At 34.1% G+C, this 16,207-nt stretch carries 19 protein-coding genes; 8 read left to right on the top strand and 11 right to left on the bottom strand.

Going from position 1 to position 16,207, the window contains the following annotated elements:
• Positions 1-53 precede the first annotated feature (53 nt).
• Both CLOLE_RS24050 and CLOLE_RS13140 read right to left on the bottom strand, forming a co-directional pair.
• Entirely contained in the window at positions 54-218 is a 165-nt protein-coding gene (locus tag CLOLE_RS24050) for a tyrosine-type recombinase/integrase (RefSeq protein WP_270049156.1), read from the bottom strand.
• 526 nt (positions 219-744) lie between these two features.
• A complete protein-coding gene (locus CLOLE_RS13140) occupies positions 745-1,611 on the bottom strand; it encodes an aminoglycoside 6-adenylyltransferase (protein ID WP_013657611.1) in 867 nt (288 codons plus the stop codon).
• A gap of 339 nt (positions 1,612-1,950) precedes the next feature.
• Here CLOLE_RS13140 and CLOLE_RS13135 point away from each other — a divergent pair, with 339 nt between their 5' ends.
• From CLOLE_RS13135 to CLOLE_RS23965, 3 genes are all read left to right on the top strand, one after another.
• Entirely contained in the window at positions 1,951-2,595 is a 645-nt protein-coding gene (locus tag CLOLE_RS13135; RefSeq protein ID WP_013657610.1) for a hypothetical protein, read from the top strand.
• Positions 2,596-2,728: 133 nt separating this feature from the next.
• Entirely contained in the window at positions 2,729-3,118 is a 390-nt protein-coding gene (locus CLOLE_RS23910; RefSeq protein WP_013657609.1) for a helix-turn-helix domain-containing protein, read from the top strand.
• The gene (locus CLOLE_RS23965) at positions 3,114-3,383 is read left to right on the top strand and encodes a helix-turn-helix domain-containing protein (protein WP_334290683.1); all 270 of its coding nucleotides are present in this window, start codon (positions 3,114-3,116) and stop codon (positions 3,381-3,383) included. The genes CLOLE_RS23910 and CLOLE_RS23965 overlap by 5 nt, the downstream gene beginning before the upstream one ends.
• Before the next feature lie 439 nt (positions 3,384-3,822).
• On the opposite strand, the gene CLOLE_RS13125 is transcribed toward CLOLE_RS23965, so the two are convergent.
• Positions 3,823-4,605, bottom strand: coding sequence for a PhzF family phenazine biosynthesis protein (locus CLOLE_RS13125; RefSeq protein ID WP_013657607.1), 783 nt, complete (start codon positions 4,603-4,605; stop codon positions 3,823-3,825).
• 305 nt (positions 4,606-4,910) lie between these two features.
• Here CLOLE_RS13125 and CLOLE_RS13120 point away from each other — a divergent pair, with 305 nt between their 5' ends.
• Positions 4,911-5,162, top strand: a complete 252-nt coding sequence (locus CLOLE_RS13120; protein WP_013657606.1) for a hypothetical protein — start codon at positions 4,911-4,913, stop codon at positions 5,160-5,162.
• A gap of 315 nt (positions 5,163-5,477) precedes the next feature.
• Here the strand turns inward: CLOLE_RS13120 and CLOLE_RS13115 are convergent, their stop codons facing one another.
• The gene (locus tag CLOLE_RS13115) at positions 5,478-5,747 is read right to left on the bottom strand and encodes a spore coat protein (protein WP_013657605.1); all 270 of its coding nucleotides are present in this window, start codon (positions 5,745-5,747) and stop codon (positions 5,478-5,480) included.
• Between the two features lie 11 nt (positions 5,748-5,758).
• Positions 5,759-5,944 carry a hypothetical protein gene (locus tag CLOLE_RS13110; protein ID WP_013657604.1) on the bottom strand — a complete coding sequence of 62 codons (186 nt, stop codon included), beginning with the start codon at positions 5,942-5,944 and terminating at the stop codon, positions 5,759-5,761.
• A 389-nt stretch (positions 5,945-6,333) separates the two neighbouring features.
• Here CLOLE_RS13110 and CLOLE_RS13105 point away from each other — a divergent pair, with 389 nt between their 5' ends.
• The 3 genes from CLOLE_RS13105 to CLOLE_RS13095 all read left to right on the top strand — a co-directional run bounded on the left by CLOLE_RS13105 (position 6,334) and on the right by CLOLE_RS13095 (position 8,069).
• Positions 6,334-6,882 carry a hydrolase gene (locus CLOLE_RS13105; protein ID WP_013657603.1) on the top strand — a complete coding sequence of 183 codons (549 nt, stop codon included), beginning with the start codon at positions 6,334-6,336 and terminating at the stop codon, positions 6,880-6,882.
• A 13-nt stretch (positions 6,883-6,895) separates the two neighbouring features.
• The gene (locus CLOLE_RS13100; protein ID WP_013657602.1) at positions 6,896-7,342 is read left to right on the top strand and encodes a GNAT family N-acetyltransferase; all 447 of its coding nucleotides are present in this window, start codon (positions 6,896-6,898) and stop codon (positions 7,340-7,342) included.
• Between the two features lie 70 nt (positions 7,343-7,412).
• Positions 7,413-8,069: an HAD family hydrolase gene (locus CLOLE_RS13095; protein ID WP_013657601.1), complete on the top strand. Its 657-nt coding sequence runs from the start codon at positions 7,413-7,415 to the stop codon at positions 8,067-8,069.
• Between the two features lie 190 nt (positions 8,070-8,259).
• Here CLOLE_RS13095 and CLOLE_RS13090 read toward each other — a convergent pair whose 3' ends face one another.
• The 6 genes from CLOLE_RS13090 to CLOLE_RS13065 form a co-directional block, all read right to left on the bottom strand.
• On the bottom strand, positions 8,260-9,375 hold the full coding sequence (locus CLOLE_RS13090; protein ID WP_013657600.1) for a DEAD/DEAH box helicase: 1,116 nt from the start codon (positions 9,373-9,375) through the stop codon (positions 8,260-8,262).
• 170 nt (positions 9,376-9,545) lie between these two features.
• The gene (locus CLOLE_RS13085) at positions 9,546-10,451 is read right to left on the bottom strand and encodes a superoxide dismutase (RefSeq protein ID WP_013657599.1); all 906 of its coding nucleotides are present in this window, start codon (positions 10,449-10,451) and stop codon (positions 9,546-9,548) included.
• 136 nt (positions 10,452-10,587) lie between these two features.
• Entirely contained in the window at positions 10,588-11,658 is a 1,071-nt protein-coding gene (locus tag CLOLE_RS13080) for a copper amine oxidase-like domain-containing protein (RefSeq protein ID WP_013657598.1), read from the bottom strand.
• Between the two features lie 257 nt (positions 11,659-11,915).
• The gene (locus tag CLOLE_RS13075; protein WP_013657597.1) at positions 11,916-13,016 is read right to left on the bottom strand and encodes a prephenate dehydrogenase/arogenate dehydrogenase family protein; all 1,101 of its coding nucleotides are present in this window, start codon (positions 13,014-13,016) and stop codon (positions 11,916-11,918) included.
• Positions 13,007-13,270, bottom strand: a complete 264-nt coding sequence (locus CLOLE_RS23605) for a hypothetical protein (protein WP_041713005.1) — start codon at positions 13,268-13,270, stop codon at positions 13,007-13,009. The genes CLOLE_RS13075 and CLOLE_RS23605 overlap by 10 nt, the downstream gene beginning before the upstream one ends.
• A gap of 213 nt (positions 13,271-13,483) precedes the next feature.
• A complete protein-coding gene (locus CLOLE_RS13065; RefSeq protein WP_013657596.1) occupies positions 13,484-14,743 on the bottom strand; it encodes a 6-phosphofructokinase in 1,260 nt (419 codons plus the stop codon).
• 194 nt (positions 14,744-14,937) lie between these two features.
• Between CLOLE_RS13065 and CLOLE_RS13060 the strand changes: the two genes are divergently transcribed.
• Positions 14,938-16,197 (top strand): cellulose binding domain-containing protein, encoded by a 1,260-nt coding sequence (locus CLOLE_RS13060; protein WP_013657595.1) that lies wholly within the window; start codon positions 14,938-14,940, stop codon positions 16,195-16,197.
• Positions 16,198-16,207 lie beyond the last annotated feature (10 nt).

Below are 16,207 nucleotides of genomic sequence, written 5' to 3'. Positions count from 1 at the left end.
AATGGGCCCTAAAAGATGCAGGACCTAACCAAGTATTATTTTAGCACTGAACTTCATTTGTCAGTTTTTCGCATTACATAAGTGAATATCTTCATAGTTGTAGCTATATCTTTATGTCCTAGCAATGCTTGTACAGTTTTAATTGGGACATTATTTTCAAATAGTCTAGTTGCATAGGTGTGCATTAGGAAATGAAAATTCCTATAAGGTACACCTATTTTTTTGTTATATTGTAGATAATCGGGTTAAATTGTGAGTATCAAAGGAATTGTCTATTTCTGTATAGAATACTAAACCATAGTTAGAATAAAAGTCACTATGCTTTAAGCCTCTTTACTAAAGGCTTAGGTATTGCGGAGCATTCTAAGCAATCTGTTGGATATAAGAAAGAAATGGCTAAAGAAATCTACAGAGTGGAAAAAGAATTAAAAAAAACAGCAAGAAGCTGTTAAAAAGACTGTAGAAGCCAATATTAAAGCCGAAGAAGAGGACAACAAGACTAATTACAATGATTGATGAAGGGTGTAATAGGAAAAACATACTAGGCTCAAATATTAATGGCCCCGATAAGGACCCAAAGACGGATCGGAGTAGATAATAACTAAGTAGGAGAAAAAACATCAACGTTACTACACTCCTAATATAATACTAAAAATAGAATCTATGCATTAAAAAAGAATTTGAAAAGGGCATAATATATAAAAAATGAAATCAGAGAAATATATACAAAAAATAATAAATAATTTAATTGACTATCTCTGATTTCGCTTTTATCCAGTCAGATATATAGGTTTCAAGTGCTTCGGGACGAGAATACTGCATTTTTAGGGCAACTTCTGCTGACAGTTTCTGAAAAAGATTTATGGTTGATAGTAACGCATTCCAACTGTCAACCTGATTAAATCTGCCAAAGGATTTAGAAAGTGCTGCCTGAGTATCTTCATCAACCCATTCATTCATAAAGCGTCCTGCATGCCATGTGTCATACTCGCTACCAAACACTACTTTTTCGTGCCACTCTATCATTTGTAGAAGAAGTCCTTTGGCATCATAGTCACGCATTTTAGCCACCCACAATTCTCCACGGAGCAACTGCTTTGCAATATATAGTGATATGAACCAAAACATATTCACAACTTGTAAGTAGGCTGCCTCTGAGATGGATAAAACTTCCGGCGGCTGAAAATGGGCTGGCATAATGGCATTGCTAAGATGATCTTTATCAACAATGACGCGGACTCCTCGATAAAAATTACTGGGAACTACCTTTGCGGACACAATATCACGCAAGGTGTCGACAGAATGAATTACAAAATCAACCTGATGACCATCTTTAAATAAATTAAGCCGCTCTGGATCACCACCTGCAGTTTGAAAAACAAAAGAGCATAGAATATCACCGATTTTGTCCAGCCAATCTTGCTGCTGAAGATAAAAATTTGGGTTTGTTGTATAGAACACAATGTCCATATCAGACCACTCATCGGCAGGATGATCTGAACGAGCGCGTGAACCAATAACAAAAGCAGCTCGTATATCATGACGGCTTTCTGCAAACTCAATAAAGTTTTGTTCAATTTGTTTGTAAAAAGCAATATCTGATCGCTCCATGCGTAGAACCTCCTATTAAGATAAGTTATTGTACACATTATTTTTTTAATTCTAATATTTTTGTGTGTATTTGTCAAATAAGGACACATGAAGGGCCATCTTATCTAAAGCTCATTAACTCGGTAGTTTTAAGTTTGGTAAGATGGTCTTAACCAGCTGGAAAAATAACTCAAAAATAAATAAAACTTTAGCAAGAATAAATAGATAAAATGCGAATTTGTTTTGAAAATATAAGTAAGAGTTATAGAGTTTATTTGACTATATATTAAAAAAAGAATAATGTTTATTTAGGATTATATTTATATATAAGAAATATAAATTGGAAGTTAGAGGTGGCTTATGAAAAAAAGAATTATTACGATAGGAATATCTGTAGTACTGGTATTGGGGGTGTGTGGTTGTGGAGGAGGAAACAGCTCTAATAAAACATTGTATGAGGAGGGGCTTGAAGTAATTTCTTTAATGGAGGAAATGGCAAGCAATGATACATACTTGAAAATATATTCTGCGAGTAGCGAAATACAGGATATAGTGAGAAATGCAGGAGAAGGAGACTTTTCTGAGCCAAAAGCTATTTACAAGGTTGCAATTTCAGAAGAAACTCTTTTAGCATTGGCGGAGATAACAGGTAGTGAAGCAACAGAGGGTTTGTCTGATACATTGAAGGGCTATGTGCAATCGAGAATGAATGGCGCAATTATTAACCAAGTCAATGCAACGGGAGGAGCAGCGACTCTGGCAGCTGCAAGCATTTGTACGGGTGGAAAAACTTTTGTAAGTGATGAATTAACCGAGGATGTAATTTATCTTTACACATACGAAAGTGCTGTGCCAGTAGCAATTTCGTTTGCTGTAGGAGAAGATGGAGCGGTTTCAGCGACCGGTAATTTTATTTTGTATGAAGGTTTTAATGTGGATACAGAACAGGATATAAAAGATTTTTTTGAAGAATTTTCAGTTGAGGTTGAAACTATAACAAAGTAATAAATTTCAGTTTATCGTAATAAATAATTATTTAGCTTAATAAACAAAAAGTAGGACCGGGCTAGAATATGATATGATTCCCCTTAATATAGACAAGGTAAATAACCAAAGTCTACTTAAGGGGGATTTTTTTATGGCCGAATCACCACATACACCTGAATGGAGAGTCATGGTTGCTAAAGAGTATTTAGATGGATTGGCATCTTCTATTGATATTGCATCTAAATACAATATCACGTCTAAAACAGTTCGGCGATGGGCACAGCGATATATGGAGCATGGAATACTAGCCTTTGCTAGAGGAATTGGGAACACTAGATATACATCTGATTTCAAAAAGATGTGCTGCAAAATATATTTAGATGGAGAAATGTCAACAGATGAAATTACGGCTAAATATAACATTTCTTGCGAAGCAGTTTTAGCAAACTGGATTAAGATGTATAATGCCAATAGAGAACTTAGTGATTATGTCCTAAACGGGAGGTCTATATGGCCAAGCAAGAAGAAAAACAACTATTAAGGAACGTAAGGAGGCCGTTGAATACTGTATCAAGCATGAGCGAAATTACAAAGAGACAGCAGTTATATTTGGTATTTCATATAGTCAGATTTATTCATGGATTAAGAAATATGATACTAATGGCGAAGAGGCATTAGTAGATAAAAGAGGTCATCATAAAACAGATGATGAAGTTGATGAATTAGAACGTCTTAGGCGAGAAAACCTTAGGCTTAAGCAACAACTTAAAGAAAAAGATATGTTAGCTGAATTGTTAAAAAAGTGAAAGAATTCTAAGGGAGGTGAAGCTTGGAAAACTGCTTTATTATTCAAAATTTAGGGCTATAAAATTCTTTTATGAAAACAGATATTGGAGCATTAACTTAGCTGAAATAATTAAAGAGTATGATATGCATTTTAATCATATAGAAAAAATGGTGATATAAAATAAGCATTTCACATATAAAACAAAAGATAGTTTGTTTAATTTATGCATTAAAAAATGCTTAGAAAAATGCTAGTAAGCTTTTCTAAGCAGAGTATAAGAACCTTTAGGATTTGATTTTACTATAATGTTATGAAGTGATTATATATTGTGTAAATGAAATGTGTCATTAAAAGCAGTAATCTCTTAATTATGGGGGCAAAAAAGAGAAAATCTAGTATATTGTATGCAAGAGTATATTGCATGGTTCGTATTGTGAGAATTTATAAATAAGAGGTCTCTATAGGATTATATCGCCAGCAAGATAGCAAATGGCCTTACCACTTATATTTACTCTTTCTCCTAAATACTCGCAAATTAATGTCCCACCTCGTTGAGATAACTGTTTTGCTACCATTTTTGATTTGTTGAGTCGTTTGCTCCAAAATGGTATTAGTGTACTATGTGCAGAGCCTGTTACTGGGTCTTCATTAATCCCTGCATTTGGTGCAAAAAACCTTGATACAAAATCGCAGCTATCTCCCTTCGCGGTGACAATCACAGCAAAGGAAATATCTTTGCTCATTTCAGCCAGCATATTGATATTTACATCTAGATTTACAACTGTAGCTTCATTTTCTACTAAAACAAGTAAGTCTCTTGATAAATGAGTCTCCAGTACATGACAGTTTAGTGCCTTTTCTAAAAAAGGGGTTATCTCTATTGGCTGAGGCATTCGGCTGGGGAAGTTCATAGTATACATGTCGTTATTGCGGGTAACAGATAGGAGTCCACTTTTGGTCTCAAAACTGATATGTGTTAATGCAGGATCAACATAATTCATAACTACAAATGCGGTTGCCAGTGTTGCATGGCCACATAAATCAATTTCGACTTCAGGTGTAAACCAGCGTAAGTGGTACGAACCTTCTGTATGTAATAAAAACGCAGTTTCTGCAAGATTGTTTTCAAAAGCTATTTTTTGCATCAAAGCATCTGGGATTTCGCTATCAAGCAGACAAACCCCAGCTGGATTGCCTCTAAAAAGTTGGCTAGCAAACGCATCAATTACATAATACTTCATAATTCTCTTCACCTCTCACTTTTAATTATTTTTATATTTTATTTAATAATTTTAAAATTAACTATATTTTATTAATTCTAATATTTCGGTATATATCTGTCAAATAAAAAGGCACATCATTGTCAAAGTTCTCGCACATCTTTGTTTCTATTCAAGCACTAAATGCATACTTTTTGTAGTTTTATATATAGGTCCATTTTATAAAGAAACCAGTATCTTGACGATATATTTATAGGGGTATAATATTTAACTAAGGCTAAATAAATAATTAAATGAGTAAATAGAGATTAGAAAAGGAGAAGGATATGCTAGAATTCAGATATGATACACAGCTATTGATTGAAGGAAAAAATCTTGATGAAGATAAGATCAATGATTATTTTAATCATCATTTAAAGGGAGACTGCCTACTAGCAGTAGGAGATGAAGAACTCATTAAAATACATTACCATACCAATGAACCTTGGGAAGTGTTAGAATACTGTGCTTCACTTGGTGAAATTTATGATATTGTCATTGAAGATATGGAAAGACAGTCAAAAGGTCTACAGGGTTAACCCTTTTGAATGATTATAAATACCTAAAGCATAAAAGGATAGATCAATGCTAGTTGTAAGACAAGTGTTTGCCCTAGCTTAATGAGTAAAAACTAGATAATTGATTATATATATCAGCTATAATAACATAAAAAATAAAAATACTGCACAGGGTAGGAATGGTCAAGCATTCATTTGTATATCATAAGGTTTTAGAAGATATACAGATGAACGCTTATTTTTTTTAATAGTCTAAGGAGCATAATAACCAGTAATTTATGTGGAATAACTCAAAACATAGATTACTGGTTATTTATAAAGGTTTATGAGAGTTTGTTATTTTGATGCTTTATAGCAGCAAGCATGTGTTTGTTTTGCTTCATCAATTTTTGCTTGTTCAGCTGGAGGTGTTGGGTAAAAACCAGCTGCATGCATTGTATTAAATACCTGGAATTGGATATCATGTTCTTCACTAAGAATACTTAAAAAGGTATTTCTAAGATTTGGATGTGCACATTCATTAGCGAAAGTATTATAATTATTTGTTTCTGTTTTCTGCGCATCTAGTGCATCTGTTAGAAGCTCTTTATCTCCGTAATTAGTCATAAGTGTCTCCTTTATTGTAGATATTCATATATAGAATTAAAATGTTGTTGATGCTTATTAGAAATATCAGTAAATTGTGTTTTGAGTTCAGCATTAGTTGTAGAATCTGCTAACAGTTGAAATTTTTTTACTAAATGTGACTCTCCTGCTAGTAACTCGTTAATTGCAGATAGTTCTTTTGCAGTTAATTGTGCCATAATGAACCTCCTTTATATTATTAATAATTTTAATATGTGAAAGAACTAAAAAAAATATTCATGAGATTTTTTAGCAAATGCTATTATATTACATATCAATAAAGAGGGACAGCAACTTGTTTATGTATCTCTTATTAACATTTTTGATATCTTTCAAGAGTCTGGAGCAAAAAAGCACTTATCCAGTAATGTATACACGTTACTTGGAGGAGTGCTTTTTTATTTGATTATCAAAGTCTATATAGAATAAAAAATTGAATCCTTACATGAAATAATATAAAATGAGTTAAAACTTATCTTTAACTTTTAGTGGCATAAAGTGTGCTTAATACTTAATATATAAAGTAGACTTAATGAATTTAATGAAATAGAAACAGGAGATGGTAAAGATGATAACAAGAGAAGAGGCATGGAATCTTTTAACTGAGTACAATAAGGAGGCATTTCATCTAGAGCATGCGGAGATTGTGGAACTAACAATGAAATATTTTGCACGAAAATTAGGTTATGGTGAAGAAGAGACATTTTGGGGAATTGTAGGGCTTTTACATGATCTCGATTTTGAACAATACCCAGAAGAACATTGTATCAAAGAACAAGAAATCATGAGAGCACATGGAATTGATGAAAGAATTATTCATGCTACAGCAAGCCATGGCTACGGGATAACGGTTGATATAAAGCCAGAACATGAAATGGAAAAAGTACTTTATGCAGTAGATGAGTTAACAGGACTGATTGGGGCTGTGGTTTTGATGAGACCTTCAAAAAGCATTCAAGACTTAGAACTCAAGTCTGTAAAGAAAAAATTTAAAAGTAAGGGTTTTGCAGCGGGATGTTCAAGAGAGGTCATTGAAAGAGGGGCAGAGATGCTGGGTTGGACATTAGATGAGCTGATTGAACAGACGATAAAGGCTTTAAAGACTTTTCAAGATTAAGAGGAGAATTAAGATGGCTAAAAAATTAAATATTGTTAAACTTGAGAAAGATAAGCTGGATGCTTGCGTAGATCTATTTATAGAGACCTTTTCAAAAGCACCATGGAATGATGTGTATGAATCTAGAAATCAAGTGGTTACATTCTTTGAAAATCATATGGATAATAATTATTTTGTAGGTTATGTTGGAATAATAGATGATGAGGTGGTTGCATTAAGTGTTGGTATGAAGAAGCCTTGGATTAACGGGATGGAGTATTACATTGACGAGTTTTGTGTCAGTACAAAGTGGCAAGGACAGGGTATTGGAAGTGTATTTATCAGTTTAATCGAAGCCGATATAAAAGCCCAGGGAATGAATGGCATGATGTTAAATACAGAAAAAAACTATCCTTCAAGGACATTTTATGAAAAAAATGGTTTCAGTGTAATAGAAGATCTGATTATTCTTGTAAAATAAAATCAAAGTGATAAGTAAAGAAAGGAAGAGCTTACAAAGGCCTAGATAAAAGTATTGAGGAGGAAGATGAATGTATCAGAGTATATTATTTGATTTAGATGGAACACTTACTGACCCTAAGGAAGGGATTACTAAATGCGTTCAATATGCTTTAAAACATTTCAATATAGAAGAAAATGATTTAAATCACTTGACTTGTTTTATTGGGCCACCATTACAGCACTCTTTTATGACATTCTATGGCTTAGATGAGACGCAAGCTAAAGTGGCTGTTGAAAAATATAGGGAAAGATTTAGCACTATTGGTTTATTTGAAAATGGTGTTTATAAAGGTATTAAAGAAATGTTAGAAGCCCTAAGGAAACAGGAAAAGAAACTTGCTGTGGCAACTTCTAAACCCTATATCTATGCTGAAAAAATACTAGAAAATTATCACCTTAAACAATATTTTGAGGTGATAGTCGGAAGCGAATTGGATGGTACACGAAGTAATAAGGCTGAGGTTATACAAGAAGTATTTAAGCAACTAAAGTTGAATGAGGAAGATAAGCATGAGACCATTATGGTGGGAGACAGAAAACAGGATATACTAGGTGCAAAGGCATGTCATATTCATTCTATTGGTGTTAAATTTGGATATGCAGAAGAGGGTGAATTAGAATTAGCTGGAGCAGATTACATAGTTAATAATGTAATGAATCTACAAGAATTTCTGTTACATCATTAACTCATATAGAAAACTATGATGTGATAGTATTGATATAGCTAGGTCTATTATGATTGAATAGGATATAACAAAAAAACGACATGAGTTGGCTTTAGCAAGTTAACTCATGTCGTTTTTTTATGCTTTTATAAAAAGCTAATGTGACTATTTGCTAGATCAATTGATTTTATGGCACTTCTTCGTTAGGTAATTAAAGTATATCTTGAAGTATACGACGTGGGATTTTAAAGCGGATATGTGCTTCGATTTCAGATACTTCTTTTTCGTTTTTTGGAGACATAAACATGCAAGTGTAGCCATCATTTCCGGCACGTCCTGTACGTCCAATACGATGAATATAGGCTTCGGGTGTTTCAGGTACATCATAGTTATAAATATGGGTGACACCCGAGATGTCAAGACCACGAGCAGCAACATCCGTAGCTATAAGGTATTGAATATCACCTTTTTTAAAGCTTTTCATGATGCGCTCTCTTTTGGATTGTAAAATATCGCTATGAAGCCTTACGCAGTTATAGTCTTTATCTTTCATAGCTTCATAAAGCACTTCAACACGGCGTTTGGTGCGGCAGAAGATAATAGCCATATAAGGATTATCTTCGCTTAATACCTGAAGAAGAGCAGCTTGTTTATGACGATCAGTGGTCTCTACAATTTCTTGATGGATGGCTTCAATAGTTATTTTCTTTTTAGCAATCGTTACAGTTGTAGGAGAAGAAGTATAGCGGTAAGCAAGTTTTTTAACTGGTGCATCCATGGTAGCTGAAAAACATAAGGTTTGACGCTTTTTAGGAAGCTGCTTAGTGATACTTTCTACGTCATTTTTAAAGCCCATTAAAAGCATCTGGTCGGCTTCATCTAAAACGAAGGTAGTGGTTTTGCTTAAATCAATACTTTTTCTGCCAATGTGGTCTAGTAAACGTCCTGGCGTAGCAATAACTAAATGAACAGGTTTTCCTAATTTCTTTAGCTGCATGGCTGTATCTTGTCCACCATAAATAGGTAGAATGCCGATAGCCTTAGCTTCAGCTAACTTTTTTGCTTCTTGGGTGATCTGAATAGCAAGCTCTCTTGTAGGAGATAAAACAAGGGCTTGGATGTTAGGGCTTTTAGAAGAAAGCTTTTCAAAAAGAGGAAGTAAAAAAGCTAATGTTTTACCTGTACCTGTTTGTGCCTCACCAATGACATCCTTTCCTGATAATATAAGGGGGATTGTTTGATCTTGAATGGGTGTTGGTATTGTGATACCTGATTTTTTTAAGTGATTTATCATTTCAGGGGAAATCCCTAGTGTTTTAAAATTCATAGTTATGACCTTTCATCTCATCTTTATACTATGTAACATCATATCATGTTTTGATAGATAGGGACAAGGCGCTAAAGAAAATTGTGTTGAAAAAAGAATGATATGAGAGAGACTGCTAGATATAAGAAGGATGATTACCCTCTTATTTCTAGCAGAAATAAAGTATCAGATTATTGTGAGGTGGTACTAGTGGGGAGATTTAAGCTAGCTAGAGCAGCATCATAACGTTCACCTAGACGATCCCAATTAATAACATTAAAGAAGTCACTAATATAATTGCCACGTTTGTTTTGATGTTTGAGATAATAAGCATGTTCCCAAACGTCAATAGGTAATAGAGGAATACCACGAAGCGGAATAGGGGTCGTTTGATTGCCGGTGGTTACAATTTGTAATCTACCGTAAGGATTTAATATAAGCCATGCATAACCAGAACCAAATACACTTAAGGCAGCTAAAGTAAGCGCTGCTTTAAAGTTATCAAAAGTACCAAATTGGGTTTCAATAGCTGTTTTTAGTTGTCCTGTTGGTTCGGAATTTGTAGGTGGACCTATGAGCTTCCAAGTAAGAGAGTGATTATAATGGCCACCAGCGTTATTAATAACTTGTGTTTGAATATCACTAGGTAAGCGGTCAGAAAAAAGTAAAAGCTCTTCTAGGGTATAAGCATAAAACTCCGGGTAACGTGACAAAGCCGCATTTAAGTTATTAACATAGGTACGATGATGTCCGTCATGATGGACACGCATGGTTGCTTCGTCAATATATGGTTCTAAAGCATTATAGTTATATTCCAAGGGAGGTAGTTCAAAAGGACCAGTGGAAGCAGGTATATCAGTAGCTTCATCTGCTTGATAAAGCGTATTAAGCATAGCTAATTCACTTGAGCTAACCATAGGTACTTTGGTTATAGGAGCCTGAGGTGGAGTTGTTGCTGTTTCACGATTAGGCTGTGCACATGTAGGTGTACGAAGCAACTGCTTTTGCTGGCAAGCATATTTATACGAAGCGGCTACTTTTTTCTGATGAGCAGTGGTTGCTGTAGAAAGTAAAAATAAACTCATAAGATTATTCATAATAAGACATCCTTTTAATGTAATATTTTACATTACTATAATATTATGGTGGAAATGTTTTGGGCACTAAAAAACCGAGTAAACTTAAAACGAAAAATATTGTTTTAGTTTTTACTCGGTTTTAAAAGCTAAATTTTTAAGAAGTGATAGTATGTGCACCTAAATCTACAATATAATTAATTTTTCCTGGAGTAATATGTTTATAGATAGTGACCGTATAAGTATGTGTTTGATCTAAAAGGTGATCTGAGTACACTGTATAAGTAATAGAATCTGAACGTCCCATTTGAACTGTTGTAATGGGAGAAAAGTGAATATCATCTTTTAAATCATAGGTATCTCTGTAATTTTCATAAAGTGCCCTCATAATCATGACATCCAAGGATTTGTTAATATCAATAGCGGTAGTATGGCTATTTGGATTATAGGTAGGCCATAAACATTCATATACCATATCTGTATGATTAAATTTTACTCTAATACCATTATTATCTGATATTACTTTTAGAGGATAGGTTGTTAAATTATTGCAAGTTGGTGTGTCATTTAGCAGGTCGAGATTTCTAAAAGTTACCTCTAATTCAGGTAAAGAACCAATCACCTTATTTAATCCTGCAAGGATATCCTTTTTATAGGAACTGCTTGCGAAACTTAAATATTGATTATATTTAATGGCTGTTTTAATAAGTGGCTGGCTATCCTCCTTTAGAAGTGGTGTAAAAATATCCTCTAATTTTGTATAGTCGGTAGATAAAGTTGTATGAGAGGTATAGGTATCTGTTGATGTTGAATAAGGTAAGAGTGAAGTTAATTCAAATTGGGTTAAATCAGAAGACAAAGTGTAAGGATAATCGGCTAATTTTAAAAAGCTAATGGGAACATAAAGTACATCATTAACTGTAAAAGGTGCAGTATTAAGAGTTTGTTGTTTTTGATTAACCTTTACAATTTTACTTTTGGTCGTAAGTTCTAAAGTTGTTTTTGGGAGTGACCAAAGGTAAGTATTATTGCTACTTTTGCTGTATGTAGAATAGGTCATATTAACTAAATCATCTAGCGATAAAAAAAGATTTTTTTGAGAGATGATCGGTGTATAAGTAGGTTTATAAGTGATACCATTAAGTATAAGCTTACAAGAGGTATTCGCTTGAAGAGGTATAACAAGCATCATAAGAAGTAATAGAAAACTAATGAGTTTGTTTTTCATAACATACCACCTTTCCATGGTCTACTATATCATAAATGTTACAAAGGGTAAATAAATAGAAATAATACGTAATATAAAAGTAATAATTATAAAGGTGAATTTTGCTTAGTATATGACAAAGAGCATGGTATTAGTCCTAAAGGAGGACAATACCATGCTCTTTATATGAAAGTCTATTTTAGCAGTAGGTCCATGTAGGCCTTTGACATGAACAGCGACTGTAGTATCTTCTGCCTCAATAGGCACGCCTAAGCTGTTTAATAATAAAGTGTGTAATGATGCTGAGATAGAATTTCTGTAGCCAATAATAAATCGGTTTTAGTTCCAAATAAAATCTTGATAACACCTACATCGAATTCACGATCACTCATGACACTAAGGTTTTTAATGTTAATATGATGGTCACTAAGCGAGGTGGCGATTTTTGCGATAATACCAGGTTCATCTTTAGCATCAATATGAAGCGCATAATGTTTAGACAAATCGGTAGAAGCACCTTCACTAAAGGTATTACGATAAAGCCTAGCAGTATTAAAAAAGCTGTAAAGCTCTTTTTCTGAATCCTTTTCAAGGCAGTTCAAGAAGTTTTGCAAAATAACGAGATAGCCACTAAAAACTCTTTGAATTTGTGCTTTGTTAGTTAAACAAATACTTGTCCAAATATCAGGATTAGAAGAGGCAATACGTGTTAAATCTTTAAAACCGCCAGCAGCTAGTGTATGAAGATAAGAAGCATCTCCATCATTTTCCTTTACCAGATGGACTAGGCTACTTGCGATAATGTGAGGCAAGTGACTGATGTTTGCGGTCACATAGTCATGATAAGTAGCAGAGAGAATTAAAGGAATGCCGCCCATACGCTCAATGAGCTTTTGTAAAATAAATAAGATAAAATCAGGTGTATCTCCTAATGGGGTAAGCATATAATAAGCATTTTCAAAAAGATGAGCACTAGAAGCACTGTAACCAAATTTTTCTGATCCTGTCATAGGATGACCACCTACATAATAAATGCGTTTACTATCTGTACTTATCATTGGCTCTAATTCTTGCATGATATGATATTTTGTACTGCCCACGTCAGTTAAGATACAATCATTAGGTAGATAAGGTAGCAGCTCAGTTACAACGCTTTTAATAGTAGTGACAGGTGTACAAATAAATACAACAGAGCAATTAGAGAAGCCAGACTTTAGGTCAGTGGCCATAAAATCAATCATACCTTCATCGTATGCACTATGTAAGTCAGCAGCATTAGTATCATAACCAATAATATAACTATTTTGAACATGGACTCTTTTAATAGCCTTAGCAATGGACCCTCCAATAAGGCCAAGGCCGATGATGCCTATATGCATGATAATGCCCTCATAGAAGCTGCAATAATAGAGCTTAGTTTTTTCATAAGTTTACTTGCCGCATGACTAGGGTCCACAATAATAGGCAGGTGATTCTTAGATTTGATAACAGGAATAGCACTCATATTTAGAGTATTACGAGTTGCGCTTTCATATGTACGAATACCACGTTCATAAAGGTCAGCTTGTTCAAAGTGGTTTTTAATAGGTTGAATATCGTTAGGGGTAGTCCCTTGTTTCATTACAATAATCATAACAAAGCCTCCTAAACTTTATTAGAAATTTATAAGCGATGTAACAATGAAATAATAATTCATTTATCTCAAATATTATATAGTCTTTTCTAAAAATTGTATAGTTTAAGTTGGAAGAAGGGCAAGAAGCAGAGTGTTAAAGAAGAAGGATATAAAAAGCAGAGAATAAAGGATTGCCATATGAATGAGGCAATCCCTTAAAATGATACAAGTTTATTTGTGTTCTTTAAAATAGCCAGGTGTAAATAAGTGGTCAATGTTGCAGTAGTTAGGAATGCCTGAAGTAAAGCTTAATGAGACTTCGCCTTGGATAAGGGGCATTAAGTAGTCTATAAGGTCAGATGTCACATCGTTTTGAGTCTCATTAATCCATTCTAAAGGAACTGTTTTCTCCCCATTAGCAATAGAATGAATATCATAAGCAAAGGTTTCTACTTGATAAGGACTATTTTGAAGACGTTTGTAGCAAATCATTTTAGCTGTTTCACCTTGAGCACCTAAAGTAGCAGCTGTTTTACCAATCATAACAGCTTCTTCGAGATCAGTAAGAGAAGCAATATGTCCACCGGCACGTTGAAGAACATTCAGTTCAATAGAACGTACTTTACAGCCCAGTTCTGCTTTAAGGAGATTTTCTAGGGTCTTACCTACACCGCATAATTGTTTGTGACCAAAAGAGTCTACCGCGCTAGTAGAAGCAGAAATGTATTGGCCTTCGCTATCTTTAATCCCTTCTGAAACAGCTATAATGACATTTTTTCTTTTTTCTTTAATAGCCTTAACATCTTCAATAAAACGTTCTTTATCAAAAACAGCTTCTGGTAAATAAATTAAATCAGGAGCCATCGAATAACTATTACGTGCAAGGGCAGCAGCTGCAGTAAGCCAACCTGCATTTCTTCCCATAATTTCAACAATGGTTACAGAAGGAATGTTATAAATATAGGTATCATGCGCAATTTCTAAAAGTGAAGTCGCTACAAACTTAGCAGCACTTCCGAAACCTGGTGTGTGATCTGTAATCGGTAAATCATTATCAATTGTTTTTGGAATACCAATAACATTGACATCATAGTGATGTGCTTTAGCATAGTCCGACAGTTTTAAAACCGTATCCATTGAATCGTTACCACCGATATAAAAAACAGTTTTAATATTGTGGGCTTCAAAGAAGCGGAATAAATCACGATAAACGACTTCTGAATGTTCACAAGTCGGTAATTTAAAACGGCAAGAACCAAGATACATAGATGGCGTATGTGTTAGCCTGTCAAGTTCTTCCTTGGTTTGAAATTTGGCTGATAAGTCTAAGTATTTGCCTTGTAATAGACCTTCAATACCGTTGACCATACCGTATACATTAGAATAAAGATCATTTTCTAAAATACCTTGTAATACACCACTGAGCGAGGCGTTAATGGCAGCTGTAGGGCCACCAGATTGTCCAATAATACAATTCCCTCTTCTGTTCATTATAAGATAACTCCTTTCAAGAGACCATAATTCGTCAATTTAATGATAGCAGAATCAAAAGAAAAGGTCAAATAATAAAGCATTTTGCACCTATAAATTGAACATGATGAACTAAAAACATAGTTAAAAAAGAATCATTATTTATACTTATAAATAAATAAGTGACGAACACACTTAAAAAAGGAGGAATTTTGATGAAAAGAAGAAATAGTTTATGGGCAATTGGTTTGGCTGTGGCTACGACTTCATTACTGACAAGTCAGCTAGTAGCGGCTACAACACAAGTAAAACTGGAATATTGTAATACGATGGCAAGTATAAGTACCAATACTATGGGTGGAAAAATCAAGCTCACGAATACAAGTAATGAAACAATTAATCTGGAAGATTTAAAGGTCAGGTATTACTATACGGTAGATGAACCTTTAACTCAGACACTTTGGTGTGACCATGCAGGATTAATGGGGAGCAAAGGGTATGAAACCATAACAAGTTCTGTAACAAGCAAATTTGAAGCTTTATCTAGTCCTACTGAGAATGCAGATACTTATGTTGAGATTGGTTTCAAATCAGGGTTAAGCCAATTAACGCCCAATGGAACTATTGAATTACAAATGAGAATTACCAATAGCAGTTGGAAAAACTATAATCAAGCAAATGACTATTCTTACGAAGCCACACCTAATACATATATCATTAGTGAGCATGTTACACTTTATTATAAAGGCGTGCTTATTAGTGGAAGTGAACCAAGAAATGAAGGTGTTGTGGATGCAATCGTGACGCCTTTGGAACTGAGCTATGATAAAAATAAAGCGGTTATTGGCGCTTGTGAAACACAAATCACTTTTAATGGCAATACCTTGGCAAGTATTAAGAATAATGGGGGAAGTCTTGGGACTAGTGACTATAGTATAGATGACAAAGGAATCTTAACCTTCAATGCCTCTTATCTAGAGAGTCTAGCAGAGGGAGATTATCAATTAGTTGTTAGCTTTAATGCAGGCAAAAGTTCTGTGATTCATTTACAGATTATGGATACAACAGATTACGATTTTGCTATGACACTAGAAACTCTTCAATTAAAAGCAGGAGAAGAAGCCATTATTCCTATAAAACTTAATAATGTTTCTACGGGTATTAACAATGCTAATCTTGTTTTTACTTATGATAAAGAACTGATAGAAGTACAGGAAATACTAGCTGGTGAGATTGTTCCTAATTCAGAGCTCAGCTTTAAATCAGCTATTCATCAAACGAAAGGAACCTTTAACTTACTCTTTGCTTCTGCTAAGCAAGATGGAAGTGATTTGATTACGCAATCAGGCGATATGGTACAAGTGAAAATTAAAGCTAAAAAGGATTTTACAAGTGCACCTTTTAAAGTATTAAGTATGAAAGATATTGCAGATGCACAATTGAAGAAGATAACGGTTCTATTTAAAGTGAAGTAACATTTCAAAA

This window comes from Cellulosilyticum lentocellum DSM 5427, from assembly GCF_000178835.2.
In the GTDB taxonomy this organism is placed as follows: domain Bacteria; phylum Bacillota; class Clostridia; order Lachnospirales; family Cellulosilyticaceae; genus Cellulosilyticum; species Cellulosilyticum lentocellum.
This window is presented reverse-complemented; position numbering and strand designations above follow the sequence as displayed.